Annotated in this window: 5 protein-coding genes and 1 pseudogene; 3 read left to right on the top strand and 3 right to left on the bottom strand. The window is 64.7% G+C overall.

Annotated elements, in window-relative coordinates; all coding sequences use genetic code 11:
* Positions 1-618 precede the first annotated feature (618 nt).
* Positions 619-2151: an ISL3 family transposase gene (locus tag ACGRHY_RS01735; RefSeq protein WP_491630950.1), complete on the top strand. Its 1533-nt coding sequence runs from the start codon at positions 619-621 to the stop codon at positions 2149-2151.
* 181 nt (positions 2152-2332) lie between these two features.
* On the opposite strand, the gene ACGRHY_RS01730 is transcribed toward ACGRHY_RS01735, so the two are convergent.
* The 3 genes and pseudogenes from ACGRHY_RS01730 to ACGRHY_RS01720 form a co-directional block, all read right to left on the bottom strand.
* Positions 2333-2632: a transposase gene (locus ACGRHY_RS01730; RefSeq protein WP_394633609.1), complete on the bottom strand. Its 300-nt coding sequence runs from the start codon at positions 2630-2632 to the stop codon at positions 2333-2335.
* A gap of 217 nt (positions 2633-2849) precedes the next feature.
* Positions 2850-3041, bottom strand: a pseudogene (locus ACGRHY_RS01725) (helix-turn-helix domain-containing protein); the annotation flags it as partial.
* Positions 3042-4002: 961 nt separating this feature from the next.
* Positions 4003-10278 (bottom strand): RHS repeat domain-containing protein, encoded by a 6276-nt coding sequence (locus ACGRHY_RS01720; RefSeq protein ID WP_394633608.1) that lies wholly within the window; start codon positions 10276-10278, stop codon positions 4003-4005.
* A gap of 458 nt (positions 10279-10736) precedes the next feature.
* Between ACGRHY_RS01720 and ACGRHY_RS01715 the strand changes: the two genes are divergently transcribed.
* The gene (locus ACGRHY_RS01715; protein ID WP_394637883.1) at positions 10737-13868 is read left to right on the top strand and encodes an FG-GAP-like repeat-containing protein; all 3132 of its coding nucleotides are present in this window, start codon (positions 10737-10739) and stop codon (positions 13866-13868) included.
* Positions 13869-14381: 513 nt separating this feature from the next.
* Entirely contained in the window at positions 14382-15623 is a 1242-nt protein-coding gene (locus ACGRHY_RS01710; protein WP_394633607.1) for an IS701 family transposase, read from the top strand.
* The last annotated feature ends 288 nt before the right edge of the window (positions 15624-15911 follow it).

The raw sequence follows: 15911 nt of genomic DNA, 5'->3' as shown, positions 1-15911 counted from the left end.
AGATGTGTGCGGAGGTCACCGAGGCCAGCCGCTTCTACTTTCGGCATGGCCGTCATCCTGACGACCCGGCGTTTACAGGTAGTGGCGACCAGGCGGTATCCGCCGGCACTGCGCTTTCGGCGGCAGGCGTCGGGTGGTGCGGTTCCACAGGGCGGAGGCGCGTTCCGATGCCTTACAGCGAACGGCCTGATGTCCGTGCGAGCTGCAGGCTGTCGCAGGAGCCGCACACCAAGGGAATTGCGCTCGCTTGCGGTCCGTGATCGGCGGGGTCTGTCAAAACGTTGGCTCTGTCTCACTTCCGGTGGTGACGGAAAGTGACAGTAATGTTGGGCAGGTCGTAGACCAGAATCCGAAGGTCAGCGGACCGTGGCGGTCGTTCTTCGGTACCGGCTGACCGGCCCGGCACCTGTCCGCGAGAGTATGGCGCGACAGGCCCAGTGGTCTCGGTGCGCTGCCATCCGTTCGAACTGTCGAGGTCAGAGCGTCGGCCGCACTCTCTGCAAGCAGCGCCGCTCAACTCTTGCGTTCCGTCACCACCGGAAGTGAGACAGAGCCAACGTTTTGGCTCTGGCCCGTAGTCGGTGGTGACGCCGAGTAGCCATCCGCGATGATCTCGTGATGGATGTCAATTTTCTTATCGGGACGGTGTTTTCCGGGCTGTCGGCACTGGTCGTCGAGGACATTGCGGACGCCGGCGACATGGTGGTGGTCACGGCCCGCACCCGGGATGTGGCGGTCCCGTGTCCGGTGTGCCGAACGCCGGCGGCGAGGGTGCACGGGTACCACCGCCGGACGGTGCGGGACGTGCCGGTCGACGGCCGCCCGGTCGTCCTCCACCTGCGCGTACGAAGGCTGGTCTGCCCTGTCCGGGGATGCGGGCGGCAGACCTTCCGCGAGCAGATTCCCGGACTGCTGAAGCGTCATCAGCGCCGCACTGTGCGTCTCGCCGGGCAGATATCGCAGGTGGCACGGGAGTTATGCGGCCGGGCGGCCGCACGCCTGGCCGCCCTGCTGGCCGTGCCCGTCTCCCGCAGCACCGCACTGCGCCATCTGCGGCGCCTGCCGCTGCCCAAGCAGGCCATCCCGCGGGTGATCGGCGTGGACGATTTCGCCCTGCGCCGCCGCCACCGCTATGCCACGATCGTCACGGATGCCGAGACCGGCCGACGCATCGCGGTCCTGCCCAACCGAGAGATGGCCACCCTGGAGTCCTGGCTGCGCGAGCATCCCGGTGCCGAGGTCGTGTGCCGGGACGGCTCGGCCACCTACGCCGAGGCCGTCCGCCGCGCCCTGCCCGACGCGGTGCAGGTCAGCGACAGATGGCACCTCTGGCGCAACCTCTGCGACAAAGCCCAGCTCGAGGTCCGCGCGCACGCCGGCTGCTGGGCCACCATCAACCCGCCCCGCCCCGGCGGAGTACGCGAGCAGACCACCCGCGAACGCTGGAACAAGATCCATGATCTCCTCGGCCAAGGTGTCGGCCTGCTCGACTGCTCTCGCCGCCTGGGCCTGGCCCTGAACACCGTCAAACGCTACGCCCGCATGCCCAAACCCCAGACCCTGCGCCTCACCCCTGCCTACCGGCCCACCCTCGTCGACCCCTACCGCGAGCACCTGCGCCGGCGCCGTGCCGAAGAACCAGCCGTCCCGGTCACCCACCTCCTCGAGGAGATCCGGGAGCTGGGCTACACCGGCAGCGCAAACCTCCTGGTCCGCTACCTCAACCAGGGCCGCGCCGAAGGCGACCGCCCCGTCACCACGGTGCGTCACGCCGGCCGCCTCCTGCTCACCGACCCCGAGAATCTGCGCCCGAAGGAAACGGCCCTGCTGGAGAAGATCGCCGCAGCCTGCCCGGAGATGACCGCACTCGCCGATCTCATACGCGACTTCGCCGCTCTGCTGAAACCAGCCGTGGGCAACGACACGAAACTCACCGAGTGGATCACAGCCGCCCGCGCCGTCGCCCTGCCTCACCTGTGCAGTCTCGCCAACGGGCTCGAGATCGACCGGCCCGCCGTGAACGCCGGCCTCACCTTGCCCTACCACAATGGCCGCACCGAAGGCGCCAACACCCGCACCAAGAGGATCATGAGACAGATGCACGGACGCGCCGGATTCGACCTCCTCCGGCACCGCATCCTCCTGTCCTGACAGCTACCCGGTGTCACCACCGACTACGGGCCAGAGCCAAACGTTTTACAGTCCCTCAGAAACTTATGGGGTTCTCGTCCAGGAGGTGACGGGCGGTGGGGCCGCCGAAGTAGCTGCGGACGATGTGTGGCTGACGTTGGCGTCGGAGGAAGAAGAGGCGGGCCTTGGCGGCGAGTCCAGCCTAATCGCGGGCCCGGGGCTGCCTGGGCAGGCTGTGCTTGAGGGCGGTGCCCGCCAGCTCGTCCGGGTTCAGCTCGGGCGAGTACGAGGGCAGGAAGCGCAGCTCGATCTGGTCCCTGCGGTCGGCGAGCCAGGTCCGGACGGTCTTCGAGAGGTGGGCCGAGTGCCGGTCGACGATCAGGTGGACCTTGTGGTCGAAGTGTCCGACGAGCCGGTCCAGGAAGCGGCACGTGACCTGCGCGTCGAAGGTCTCGGCGGAGACCATGAAGTGTGCTCGCCCTTTCGTGCTGATCGCAGACATCGCGTTCACTGAGACCGGTTCCCGGTGCGGCGGACGACCGAGGTCCGCCCCTGCTCGCCCCAGATGTGGCCGGTGACCTGGTCCGAGCGGATGCCGACCTGGTCGGCGAAGAGGACTTCGCCTCTCTCCGCCTTCGCTCTGGCCCGGATGCCGGCCAGGTCTCCTCACGCCAGTGGCGGACCGCTTCCGCGTTCTGCTCAACGGCCCGCTTGTCCGGTCGCCGGAAGGTCAGCCCCTGCAGCTTGAGGTACGTGCCTACTCCGGGCTCGGTGAAGCGGATCCGGTACAGCGTGAAGATCAGATCGCCGATCAGCCCTCGTGTCCATATCTGACCCGAAAGAACCAGGTTGGGGGGGGTGTGATCGAGGACGGCCTGGCGGACGGCGGACTGCTTGGCCTCGGGCAGCATCTGGTGCTCGCCAGCCTGGCGTCCGCGCGGTTGGGACGGCGGTGCGTCCCAGTCACCAGATGTCCACGGCCCGGACCGACGCCCTGAACAGGGCCGCGACCTCTGCCCGGTCCCGGCCCTCCACCAGTGCGGACACCGCCGGCAACCGCACAGCCCCTGCGCGTCCGGCGACCAGGTCCGCGCGTCCCCCACCAGATCACTCACACACCGACAACGATCCCGAACCCAAAGCGTTTCGGATCAATAAGCGGGTGAAAAATTACTAAGAAAAGGGCTTCGGTTCTGTGAGTTCGGAAATAAATTTTATCCAGTCGCAGCCTTTCTGGTCGGGCCCCTTGAAGCCCTCGGCAGGCCATACTGCCTGCCCGTCCACCCACGGCACAATAATCGAACCGTCGCTCATTTCTCCCTTCACCAAAGCCCTTCCGGTAGGCTTTGGGAGGTTGCGATAGTAGTTTCGGACAGGGCCATATGACAACTTCAGGGCTCCTATTGGAGTTGCTTCTCCATTGCCTCCTTCTGGAAAGAAAACTAGCCAGGGTGCTGCCGAAGTGTAACTGTGTAGCAATGCATAGCGGACATGTAGCCCGGATTCTGATCTGGCAACTCTTGCCAGGGTCCAAGCGTGTTTAGAGGTGAATATTGCCACAATCACTGCGACAGCCGTCAAGGGAAATAGTAGAAAAATCCAAAAGGGGACTGGTCTTTGAAAGTACTGAATTTTCGTGAGAATCGCTGCCGCGTCTAGTCCTAGAACTCCCAAAAGGGGCGGAATGTACCCTATGCGCTGTAGGCTGCGCACGCGCCACCACATAGCTTTTCGGACGTCCACCTCGGGGGACAGGGTTCCCTTCAGGATTCCCCGACTTTCGGCCTGCTCGAAAGCTGCAGCGGCCACAAAATCGTAAGCAGGGTATTCTGTATTATTTTCTGAATTCAATCATTCCGTCCTTTTTATGTCTCAGCAGTATCCCGGATCCACGATCGACGGTACTGCACAGCTGGCCAATCCGAAACTTCCCCCGATGACAAAGTCTGTGGTTTTGACGTAAGGGTCGCTTCTGAGCGCATGCCGACCGGACATCTTTGCGTGTCTTCCGCTGCTCGTCCTCCTGTGTCGCCCCATAGGCATGTACTGGGGAATCCGTCCGCTATTTACTCCAGCGTTCCAGAAGAGGCCCACTCCCTTAGCGATCCCCAGCCCTATCGCACCGTACCTCAAGTTGTAAGCAAAGTTTTCCGAAGCGTGGTCGAGGCCCCCTTCGTGAATGTCTGCTACAGCTTTAAGAGTGATCACGCCGACAACAGCCACAGCGCACACTCCAAGTGAAATGAAACATGCGCCAAAAGCCGCAACGTCAGCCCAGTTGCGCCAATCGGAAGCCCAGTCTTTGGCGCCGTTCCAGGTAGCCGAGAGAGTGCTTTTGCTATAATTCCATGCCTTTGATGCTGCTCCCATTAGGTCGCCGCTCCAGAGGTCACTCCAGAAACTTTCGTCCTTTCCGTTCCTCTCGCGTTGTGCTTCGGCGGACTTCCGTTCAGCTCTGATCTCGGCGGCGCGGCGTTCGGCGGCGGCGGTTCCGTTGCATTCGGGGTCCATGCCGCAGGTGTTCCAGTATTCCTGGAAGCTCTTCTGCATGTTGGAGAGCTTGTCGTGGTACTTCTGGGTGGTGTTTCCCTTGCTGTCGATGTAGCCCTGTTTCTTGTAGTTGTTCTTCAGGGCCGTGGTGTTGCCGTAGCCCAGGCCGGTGATGTCGTCGTAGAGCACCATGCCGGTGGGGTCGGAGAAGGTGGCGGGGTTGTTGTTGCCGTACTGGTAGGGATTGTGCTGCCGCTGATCCTCGGGAATGAGGAGGGGGTCGACGGACAGGAAGCGGCCCAGCTGCGGGTCGTACTCGCGGGCACCGAGGTGAGTGGTGCCGGTGGGATCGGTGGTACCGGACAGGAAGCCGCGGTCGCCGGGCCAGCTTCCGGAGGATGACCGAGGCCCACCGAAGGGGAGTTGCTTGCGGCGGGTGACGGCCTGGCCGACACCCCAGCCGACGGCGACGAGGGCGGTGCCGTGGTGGTCGGGGAAGAGGAAGGTGACGGCGCCGTCGCTGGTGCGCACCGCGACGTTTTGGTCACCGTGGCTGTAGTAGCGGGTGCCGGTGATCGTGCTGCCGGCGGCCTTGAGTTCGTTGCCGCCGGGCAGGTAGGCGGTTGTGGAGCCGTCGGCGTTGCGGGCGATCAGACGGTTGCCGCTCGCATCGTAGAGGTAGGCGGTGGTTTTGCCGTCCTCGGTAACGGTGGCCAGATGGCCTTCGGCGTCCCAGGTCAGTTCCTGGCCGCGGGTGCCGCCAGCGCGAGTGATGGTGTTGCCGGCCGCGTCGTAGGCGAAGGTTTCCTGCTGCCCGTCAGGGGTGCCACCGGTGGTGGTCACCGAGCGCAGGGCGTGCGGGGCGTCCTGACCGGGCTGGCCGTAGGCGTAAGTGCGGGTGATGTCCTCGTCACCGGACAGAGTCGCGTGGCGGATCTCCTTGGTGCGGTTGCCGGTGACGTCGTAGCTGTATGTGTGCCAGTAGGCGTCGGGGCCGCCGACGGTGGCCGACGACGGGCCGGCGGCACAGTTGTCCGCGGCGGTCTTCGTCGTCCATGCCTGGGTCATGCGGCGCAGGGCGTCGGTGGCGAAGCACTGGTTGTCGGTGACGGCTCCGTCGTCCTGGCCTGATGTGGAGGAGATGCGGGTGATGTTGCCCGCGTCATCGTGGGTGTAGCGGGTGTCCTCGATCCGCAGTGCCACGTCACCATCCAGGGTGCGGCGTGTCAGCTCACCGGTGTGCTCGTCCCAGTCGCGGGTTTCGTAGACCTTGCGGCCGAGGATGCCGTACTCGGTGCGGATCGGGCGGGAGAGCTGGTCGTAGGTGACGGCGTTGACCAGGGTCTGGCGGCCGGCGACGGTGCGGGTGGGGAGGTTGTCCGTGTTGTGGATGGTGGTGACGCGTTCCGAGGGGAAGCCGCCCATGGCGGGCTGGCTGATCCATTCCTGGGTGCCGGTGTACTGGTTGTACCCGTACGACCAGCGGTAGGAGCCGGCCAGTGCGCCTGCGGAGTCGGGCAGGATGATGGTGGAGGAGGTGGGCTGGTAGCGGTCGTTGTAGCCGCCGATCTCCGTGGTGTAGGCGTGCCCGTCCTCGTAGCGGGTGTCAGTGACGGGCTGTCCCTTGGCCAGGGCGTCGTAGGTCCACCGGGCGAGCAGTTCGTCGCCCTGCTTGAGTTCGGTCTTGCGCCCGAGCGCGTCGTAGGACGTCGCAAGGGCCACGCCGCGGGCGTCGGTGGTCTTCACCGGTCGGTCCAGGTCGTCGTAGACCGTGGTCGTGGTGCCCTTGTCCGGGTCTTCGGCCTTGGTCTGGCGTCCGCGCGCGTCGAAGTCCCAGGTCCAGGTGTTGCCGGCCGCATCGGTCATCTTGTTCAGCTCGCCGCGCTGGTCGTAGGCGTAGGTGGCCTTGACATAGGCCGTGCGGTCGGCGTTTGTATAGGACAGCCGCTCGATCACTCGGCCGAGGGCGTCGGTGACGGTGGTCTGCGCGGTGCCGCCGGCGGGCGGGATGACGGTGGTGCGGTCGCCGGTGTAGGTGGTGGTGGTGCGCTTGGTCTCGTCGCCGAACTTCAGAGAGATCGCCGCCACCGGGCGCCCGGCACCGTCGAAGCGGGTCTCGGTGGCGGCCGGGACCTTGGTGTCGTCGCCGGTCACCAGGGTGGTGGAGGGTGCGCCGCTGGCGTAGTAGGGGCTGTAGTTCTTCCAGACCCGGCCGAGGGTGTCGTAGAGCTTCTCGGTGACGACCTTGCCGTTGGTGACGCCGACCGCGGGGGACTGGGTTTCACGCTCGCGTAGCAGCCCGTCGTAGAAGGTGTGGGCGGTGGCGTACGAGCCGTCGTTGCGCAGGGTTTTGGTCGTCACCACGGTCGGATCGGTCCTGCTGACGCGATAGGCGAACTCGACGGCCGGTTTGGTCTCGTGGTCGGCCTTGGACCAGCCCGGTTCCCATGCCTTGGTCAGGCGCCCGAGCGCGTCGTAGGCGAGGTCGGTGCGCTTGCCGTTGGCGTCGACGACCGCGGTGGTCACTGCACGCCGGGGATCGGTGTGGGTGGTCTCGGTGTGGCCGAGGGCGTTGGTCGCGGTGGTGGTGTGCGGTGCCTGGCCGGTGGCCGGAGTATAGGCGGTACTGGTCGTCTCGCCCGTGGCATCGGTAGCGGTCAACTGGCGCCCGTACTGGTCGTAGGTGGCGGTGTTGACGGTGATGTGGCCGGTGCCGGCTGCGTCGTTCTCGTCGGTGCGGGTGATGTCGCCCTTGGTCGGGGCGGTGCCCAGGTCGGTCGAACCGTCGTAGTAGTGGCGCTCGGCGGAGATCAGGTCCCCGGGCAGGTCGGGGGTGGAGGAGCAGGAAACCGCGACGGTCCTGGTCTCGGCGACCGGGGTGAGGATGTTCGCGGTGGTGTTGCGGGCGTAGGTGGTAGTGGTGCAGCGCTCGTCGTCGGCCTTGGCCTTGTCACCGGTTTCTGAGGTGGTGGAGACCATGCCGTGAGAGTCGAAGGTGCGGGCGATACCGGTGCGGCTCAGTTTGTCCCCGCTGACGGCGGTGCGGGTCTCCTCCTCCTTGGTCCCGGTGTACCGGGCTTCGAGATCGGTCAGGCCGCTGCGAGTCCGGGTCGCGGTCGGTGCCGAGCGCCAGGGGGTGTAGCTGGTGGCTGTCACCAGGTCGCCGCCGACGCCGTCGTAGGTGGCCGTCTCCCGGGTCATCCCGGCGAATGCCTTGCGGTCGGTGACCTCGGCGCCTTCGGAGTCGGCGACCTGGGCACCGTCGATACCGCGGAAGTAGCGGCTCTCGGTCAGGGTCTGCTGATCGTCGGTGGCGCCGACGATGGCCTGGACGCGGCCGTATCCTCGGCGATCGCCGTAGGCACGGTGTTCGGTCTTGGTGAACTCGTCCTCGTTCTTGGCCCAGGCCAGGCCGCCGAGGTACTTGTAGGCCGTCTGCTTGGCGGGGGCTCCGCCGGTGTGGTCGATCTCCAGGACCTGGGTGACCACGTAGGAGTGGAACCAGTCCTGGTAGGGCTCGTAGTCCGGTGCGGGGGCTTCGGGCGGCGACCAGATCACCGGGTAGCAGCGCTTGGTGTTGGTCTCCGGCTGCGGGAGGGCCCCGGCCGTGCAGTCGGTGGCCGAGTAGGTGACACCGACTGTGCCGCCGGACTCGGTGTCGATGGCGTAGACGCGGTAGCGGTTGTAGGCCGGGATCGGGTCGACGGCACCCGAGACGCGGTTGGGCATCTGCACGCCCCGGAACGACACCGGAGGCAGAGCGATGGGGGTGTCACCGGTGTGTCCGGTGCGGGTGATGGACTTCAGCCACAGCGGTGGGTCGTTGCCGTCTCCGGTGGAGGGGAAGGAGTGCTCCAGCTTCCAGGAGTCGACCTTCTGGTACGCGCCGTCGACCAGGGATGAGGTGGTGATCCCGGTCAGTCGCTTGCGGGTCCAGTACGAGGGTGAGGCGTTGCTCTCACAGGTGTCACCGGACTTGCAGTACTGGTCGAAGGGGACGTCCGGCCACTTGGCGGCGTTGGTATCGGTGAACTTGTCGGTGGCGCAGTCGAAGGTGTCGGTGGGCAGGCAGCGCTCGGAGACGGTGAAGTCGACCTTTGCCGCGGCCTTGTCGGCGAACATCCGGTTCGAACGCAACCCGTACTCGACTCGGTCCAGGTGGCCGCCACGGGTGTAGGCGGTCGGAGTGCCCTTGCCGGTGGCCGGATCGGTGTTGCGACCGTAGTGGTTGGTCTCCTTGTTCCAGTAGTAGGCCATGGCGTTGGAGTGGGTGTCGACGACGTAGTCGAGGTTCCACCGCCAGGCCTGCTGGCACCAGGAGTCCTTGAAGGCGCTGGCGTGGCAGGGTTCGCCGGTGTGGTTGCCGTAGACCGGCACCGTCCAGGTGGAGTTGGTCTCCGGCTTGCCCTCGGCCCAGCCGGGGAGGCGGTTGTAGCCGAAGTAGTAGCGGGTGCCGTTGGGGGTGGTCACTCGCCAGTACTCGCCGTTGTCATCTCCGTTGCCGCGGTTGCTGCTGGTCAGCAGGGTGACGCGGGTGCCGTCGTCGTCCTCCTTGCGCCACTCGTTGGTGGTGCCTACCCGGATCAGTTCGCTAGAGGAGCCGTTCAGGGAGAGGGTGGCGTTGTGCTTCTTCCAGCATTGGTCGCCGACGCGGACGGTGTTGTTGCCGTCCTTCTTGTCGTCCTCGCAGGAGACATAGCGGCGTTCGATGAAGCCGGGGGACAGTGACCAGCCATCCCCCGCCCAGTTGGCCTGGTTGTTGGTGGCTGCGGTCCGGCCGTCGACGGACTGCGAGGAGTAGGCCAGCGACACCTCGGGGGTCAGGCCGCCCGGTACCGAGGGGGTTTGCAGGTCGTAGGACCAGGAGAAGCCGCCGGCCGAGCCACCCGCCGTCCACTTCCCCGACGGGGACAGGGAAGTGGCGGTGAAGCTGCCGGCCGAGCCGGCAGGTGCGGCGGTCGCAGCCAGCAGGACCGTGTCCTGAGAGGCGGCCATGCGGGTGGCCGAGCTGCGCATCGCCGGGGAGGACTCCACCGGCTTGCCACCTGTGGCCTGTCCCGCATCTGCTGCTTCCAGGACAATCTGAGCGGTGAGGGTTCCCGCCCGGGTGTCGTTACGGGTCTTCAGCACCTTGCCGAGGGTGCAACCCTTCCTGCCCGGTGTGGTCAGCGCGCAGTGGGGGATCTCGCGCAGGGTCAGGCGGGACGCCCAGTTGCCGCCGTAGACGTCGCGGAAACCGGAGTAGTCCAGTTCCACGGCGACCCGGCCCTTGGCGTTCTCCTGGCCGTAGCCGCGCACGGCCAGGAGAACGCCGTCCACCCCGACCGTCTCGGCCGCCGAACGGCCCAGGACCTGAACCTGGGCCCGCTCGGCGCCCTTGCTCTGGCCTCGGGAGAGCTTCACCGGTAGCGACCCGGCCGTAACGCCCACCGGCTTCGCCTTCCCGGTGGGAATGCGGGCCTGTCCGGTGCCGGGCTTCGGCCATGCGGTGCCCGTCGGCTTCCAGCCCCGGCCTGCCGTCTCATCAGGCAGGTTCCGCTTCCCGGCCGTCACCCTCTCGGTGGGAACCGGGGCCTGGTCCTTGGCCTTCCGCAGTTCCAGTTCCGCGGCGGCGGCCACCGGGCCGCCCAGCAGACTGGAGAGAAGCAGCCCGGCCATGGCCACGCTTGTGACGCGCGCCCAGCCAGGACCGCGTCTGTCGCCGCCTTGCGCGCCCCACGCCATACCCACAACCCCCACATGATCTTCACAGGCGCAAAATTAACGGGAAATCTAACACCGAGATCGGGGGTGGAGTGCAAGCCTCTGGATCAAGTAATCAACCCGTTACGCCTTCATAGTGAATCCGGCCAGGGCTGACCGAAAAGCGACCCCGTCTCGCCAATCAAACCCTCCAAATGGTGTTCATTTTTCTCAAGGCGCCCCCATTCACCTGGGAGAACACCTCCTGGTCGAAGATGTGTTGAGGTGACCCAAAAGAGCAGGAAGTCCCTTGAAACTCCAATGGGTGGGCCATCTTTGCTAAATGGTTTTCGTGTACAACCTTTTATGATCCATGGCGGTCTGCGGCATCGATTGGCTGCGCGACCCTGTGAGTGAAAGGAAAAGGAGACGTGATGAAGGTCCCTCGCAGGCGCTCAAGGAGCGTCTGGCAGGCACGGCACAGACGGCTCGGTGCGATCCTTGCCGCGGCCGTAGCGGCGCCGCTGGTTGTCGTACTGCCGGCTGGCACAGCATCTGCCGACGAGGCAGTCGGAGTCGACCGGTACACACCCGAAGAGGCGCGCGCTCTGGAACAGGCCGCCGATACAGGCGAGCAGGTCGAAGTCCTCTCGCAGCGCACCGAGACCTCGCAGGTCTTCGCCACCCCTGAAGGAGACTTCGTCCAGGACTCCTATGCCACACCGCAGTGGATCCGCAAGAGCAACAAGCTCGTCGCTGTGGACGAGGACCTCGCCAAGAACGACGACGGTACGTTCTCCACCAAGGCCACCGAGGTCGGCCTGACCTTCTCCGGAGGTGGGGACGCGCCCCTCGTCACCATGTCCCGGCACGGACGCTCCCTCTCGCTCAACTGGTCCGAACCACTGCCGACGCCAGTGGTCGACAAGGACACCATCACCTATCCGAAGGTGCTGGACGGAGTCGACTTGCAGCTACGTGCCCGCAACAGTGGCTTCGGGCACGTGCTCGTCGTCAAGGACGCCGAGGCTGCGGCCAACCCCGAGCTGGAACGCATCAACTTCGGCTTCGCTACCGACGGCCTGGAGCTCAGGAAAGATCAGGACGACAACCTCAGTGCGGTAAACCCCGCAGGGCAAACCGTCTTCGGAGCCCCCACCCCCGTCATGTGGGACAGTACTCAGCTGGCTGGGGACCCGACACAGAACGCCGCTCTGCTGCAGACAGAGTCGGATCCCTTCGAACGCGGCATGGGAGCCCAGCAGTCCGACCTCGACGTCGAACTCACTGACGACACCCTGTCGCTCATCCCGGACAGCACCTTCCTGAGTAGTCCGGAAACTCAGTATCCCGTTTTCATTGACCCCAGTTACGAGGCGGTAGGGTCGCGGCATTCCTGGTCGATCGTTTACAAGAAGTACCCAGATAAGAGTTACTTCAACGGAAGTAACTGGAAGAACAGTGACGGATCATTCGGCACCACGGACGCGCGTGTGGGGTTCGAGAACCACACCGATGGAACCGCTCGTTCCTACTTTCGCATGAACACCAAGAACCTGCAGGATGATGCAAAAGTCATCAGCTCCTCGACGTTCAGGATCAAGAACAAGTGGTCGTGGTCATGTACCCACCGCAGTGTCGAGTTGTGGCGTACGGCGTACCTTACTTCCAGTCATACCTGGAGTAATCAGCCCGCCAAGCGAGAAACGCTGGATACCATCAGTGAGGCTAAGGGGTACAGTAGCAGTTGCCCTGCGGGTAACCTCGCCTTCAATGCTACCAAGGCCGCCAAAGACTCTCAGGGCAATAATTGGAACACGGTTACCTTCGCGCTAAAGGCGACTGACGAGACCGATGTCTACGGCTGGAAGAAGTTCGACGCCCAAAGCGCAGTTCTCTCTACTCGATACAACACTCGGCCGAGGGTGCCCAGCGGACTGGACACCTACCCAGTATCCACCAACAATCAGTACGGGTGCGGTGACAAGGCTCCCTATCAGTACATCGGAAACACCGACTTCTATCTGCAGGCTAAAGTCTCTGACCCCGACGGCGGAACTGTCCAGGCTAAGTTTCATCTATGGCCCACCGGTCACAACGACAATGGCAACGGCCTCATCATCAACAAGACCGTCTCGGTCAGTTCAGGGTCCGTTGCCAAAATAAAGATCACTAAAGCTGATCTGACACCACACCTGGGGACCGCGAACGGTAACTTCTCCTGGAAGGTCAAGGCAAGCGACGGATCACTCACCAGTGACTGGAACCCTACTCTGGGGGCCCCCGGCTGCCGCTTCGTCTTCGACCCCAATCGCCCCGCCACACCGCCCGGCGTGGCGTCGGCGGAGTTCCCCGACGGAGACAGCGGCTGGCCGGCCGGCACTGGGGCCGTGCGCACTGAGGGCACCTTCACCCTCTCCAACGGCGGAGTCACCGACGTGGCGAGGTACCAATACTGGACCAGTTGGGACACCGAACGTAAGGACAAGACGCCAGCCTCCGCCGGAGGGTCCGTCGACATCAAACTGACCCCGACCACAACCGGGGCCAACATGGTGTACGTCAAAAGCTACGACAAGGCGAACAATCCTTCCGACACTCGCGTCTACCTGTTCTACGCCAACGGCCCCACAACACCGGACCGACCCGGCGACATCAACGGTGACGGCAACCCTGACATGTGGGCCATCGACGCCGCCGGCGACCTGCACCGCTTTTACGGAGCAGGTGACGGCACTGTGACCGATGCCACCGCTAAAGCAAGCAACACCCACTGGAACGGCGTCGGTATCACCCACCGCGGGGACTGGAATGACGATGGTTACGAAGACCTCATCGCACTGCGGCACGACGTAGAGCAGAACACCCACACGCTATGGTTGCACCCCAACAACGGTTATGGATTTGCCTGCACTGCTTGCACCAACGGAGTTCAGCGCCAAGAACTCACCGTCTATGACCCCGCCAACAACCACTGGAAGGACGGCGTCAAGCAGATCCTGGCCATCGGCGATGTCGATGGTGGCCTGGACGCTGACGGTGACGGTCAAGAGGACATCCCCGGTCACCCAGATCTCCTCGTCAACGACGGCACCTTCATCTGGCTGTACTACGGGAACCCTGACCACCGCCTCGACTCCTACCAGGACCCGGTACTGCTCGCCGGCCCCGAAGCCCCGATAGCTGGTGGCATCTCGACAATCAACGAAGTCACCTTGGGTGCCCCCGGCGACTGGAACGAGGATGGGAAACTCGACCTGGTCGTACGGTACGACCGTTCTGATGTCGGCGGACTGTTCGTCTTCCATGGAGGGGAGAATGACTGGGGCGACTACGACATCAGCCTCAATAACCGCACACGGATTGGCTGGAACTGGGGCACCAACCACGTTCCGCTGTTCACCACCACGCCCGACGCTAACAACAACGGCAACAGCCTCGACTTCTGGGCCACAAGTTCCAACTCCGGAACCCTCAGATTCCTCGGAGACCACGAGGCTGACACCGGGCACACCACATATAAGCAAGCAGCGACAGGCTTCGAGACGTATCAAGCCATCAGCTAGTATCTAGTGCCTCGCTGAGTAACATCCGTTACTTCTGGCGAAGAAATCGGTGCCCTGGTCGCAAGGTGACCGTCCCGCGTGTCCTTTCCCCGATTTATTCGGGGAAAGGACACGCGGGCCAGCCCAGACTGCTGAGCCCTGCTCTGACCTTCGGAGTGCGGCAGCGGGGCTTTTTTCATGACCTTGGTGTCGGGCTCAGTCAACGCTGGGTCACTCTTCACCCGTGACTTGACGCTGTAGCCGTTCGTCTGCAGAAGATCCCGAACAGGTTGCAGTAGCGAGAGTGTCATTGCAGTTCGCCGGGGGCAGAAAGCCCAAGGACGACTGGCCAATGAGGCAGAGGCATGTCAATCTAGTACTCCAGCTGTAGATCGTGATCTTGCTGGTCGGGGCCGGTGCGGAGACGGGTGCGGCCACCGTTGATCATCGTGACTTGTGTGGAGTAACGATGAGACGGTGGCCGCAGGTCACAGCATAGATCCCGTCCGTTGGCGGGAGGCGTTCGAGGTGACCATGGACCGGATCGCGGGCCGGTTCAGCCGGGTCGAACCACGGTTGCGGACTGCACGGTTGGTGCTGGGTCTGCTGTCGGATCTGCCGAGGAAGAACTGCTGGACGATCGCGGAGTGGGCCGGGGAGGCCAGCCCGCACGGCATGCAGCATCTGCTGTGCCGGGCCGTCTGGGATGCCGACGCCGTCCGCGATGACGTGCGCGAATACGTCGTCGAGCACCTCCACGACGAGGCAGCAGCGGTGCTGGTGGTCGACGAGACCGGCGATGTGAAGAAGGGCACCGACACGGTCGGGGTCCAGCGCCAGTACACCGGAACGGCCGGACGAATCGAAAACTCCCAGGTCGCCGTGTACCTCGTCTACGCCGGCGAGCGGGGACACGCGGCGGTGGACCGGGAGCTGTACATCCCGCGCTCCTGGACGTCCGACCCGGACCGCTGCCGGGCGGCGGGGCTCGGCGAGGACACCGTCTTCGCAACCAAGCCGGAACTGGCCCGCACGATGATCGAACGCTTCCTGGACGCCGGACACCACGTGGGCTGGGCCACCGGGGACGAGGTCTACGGCGGCAACCCGAAACTGCGGACGGCGCTGGAGGAACACGGCATCGGCTATGTCCTCGCGGTGGCCTGCTCGGCCGAACTGCCGACCAGCGCGGGCAAGTTCCGCGCCGATGCCCCGGCGAAGAAGGTGCCGAAGCGGGCCTGGCAGAAGCTCTCGGCCGGACGCGGCGCGAAGGGACAGCGGTTCTACGACTGGGCCGTCATCGACCTCACCGAAACGGCACCGGGCCGCCACCAGCTCCTGATCCGCCGCAACCGAACCACTGGCGAACTCGCCTACTACCGCTGCCACTCCACCACGCCGGCATCCCTGGCCACCCTGGTCAAGGTCGCAGGTTCCAGATGGCGGGTGGAGGAGACCTTCCAAACCGAGAAGGGACTGGCCGGGCTGGACGAGCACCAGGTCCGCCGCTACCCCTCCTGGGCCCGCTGGGTCACCCTCGCGATGCTGGCCCACGCCTTCCTCGCCGTCGTCCGCGCCGACGAACACACACACCGACCCACGCCGGACGACCTGATCCCGCTGTCCTGCAACGAGATCTGCCGCCTGTTCATCACGCTCGTCGTCCGGCCCGTCCGCGACGCGGCCCACCGGCTTGCCTGGTCCGACTGGCGCCGCCGCCACCAGGCACGATCACGCACCAGTCACTACCGGCGGCAAGCCGCATCCCAGACATGAAGATCACGATCTACAGCTGGAGTAGTAGGAGCACGGGCCAGCTGACCGGATTTTTCCCGAACCCGGCAATGATGCCAGGGGCGTAGTGGCGAAACAGTCCGCGCGCCGACGGAGCTGGTGCTCGAACGACTTGGCTCCATGTCCGATCCATGGGGCGCTCACCGGTTTACCGAGAAAACCTGGTTGTCGTTTCCCCGCGTGAAGCAGGGGTGAGAGAAGTACGAAGGTTGAGTTCTGGTACTTCATTCGCTCACGGCAGACGGGGAGTGGCCCAGGAAGACTGGAATC

This window comes from Streptomyces shinuiensis (genome assembly GCF_043660855.1).
GTDB lineage: Bacteria > Actinomycetota > Actinomycetes > Streptomycetales > Streptomycetaceae > Streptomyces.
The sequence above is the reverse complement of the archived record's forward strand: the minus strand, read 5'-3'. Positions and strand labels throughout refer to the sequence as shown.

What these genes read in the sequence shown, in the direction of transcription:
- ACGRHY_RS01730 (WP_394633609.1), bottom strand. Translation starts at nt 2,632, where the DNA reads ATGTCTGCGATCAGCACGAAAGGGCGAGCACACTTCATGGTCTCCGCC.
- ACGRHY_RS01715 (WP_394637883.1), top strand. Translation starts at nt 10,737, where the DNA reads ATGAAGGTCCCTCGCAGGCGCTCAAGGAGCGTCTGGCAGGCACGGCAC.
- ACGRHY_RS01720 (WP_394633608.1), bottom strand. Translation starts at nt 10,278, where the DNA reads ATGGCCGGGCTGCTTCTCTCCAGTCTGCTGGGCGGCCCGGTGGCCGCC.
- ACGRHY_RS01735 (WP_491630950.1), top strand. Translation starts at nt 619, where the DNA reads ATGGATGTCAATTTTCTTATCGGGACGGTGTTTTCCGGGCTGTCGGCA.
- ACGRHY_RS01710 (WP_394633607.1), top strand. Translation starts at nt 14,382, where the DNA reads ATGGACCGGATCGCGGGCCGGTTCAGCCGGGTCGAACCACGGTTGCGG.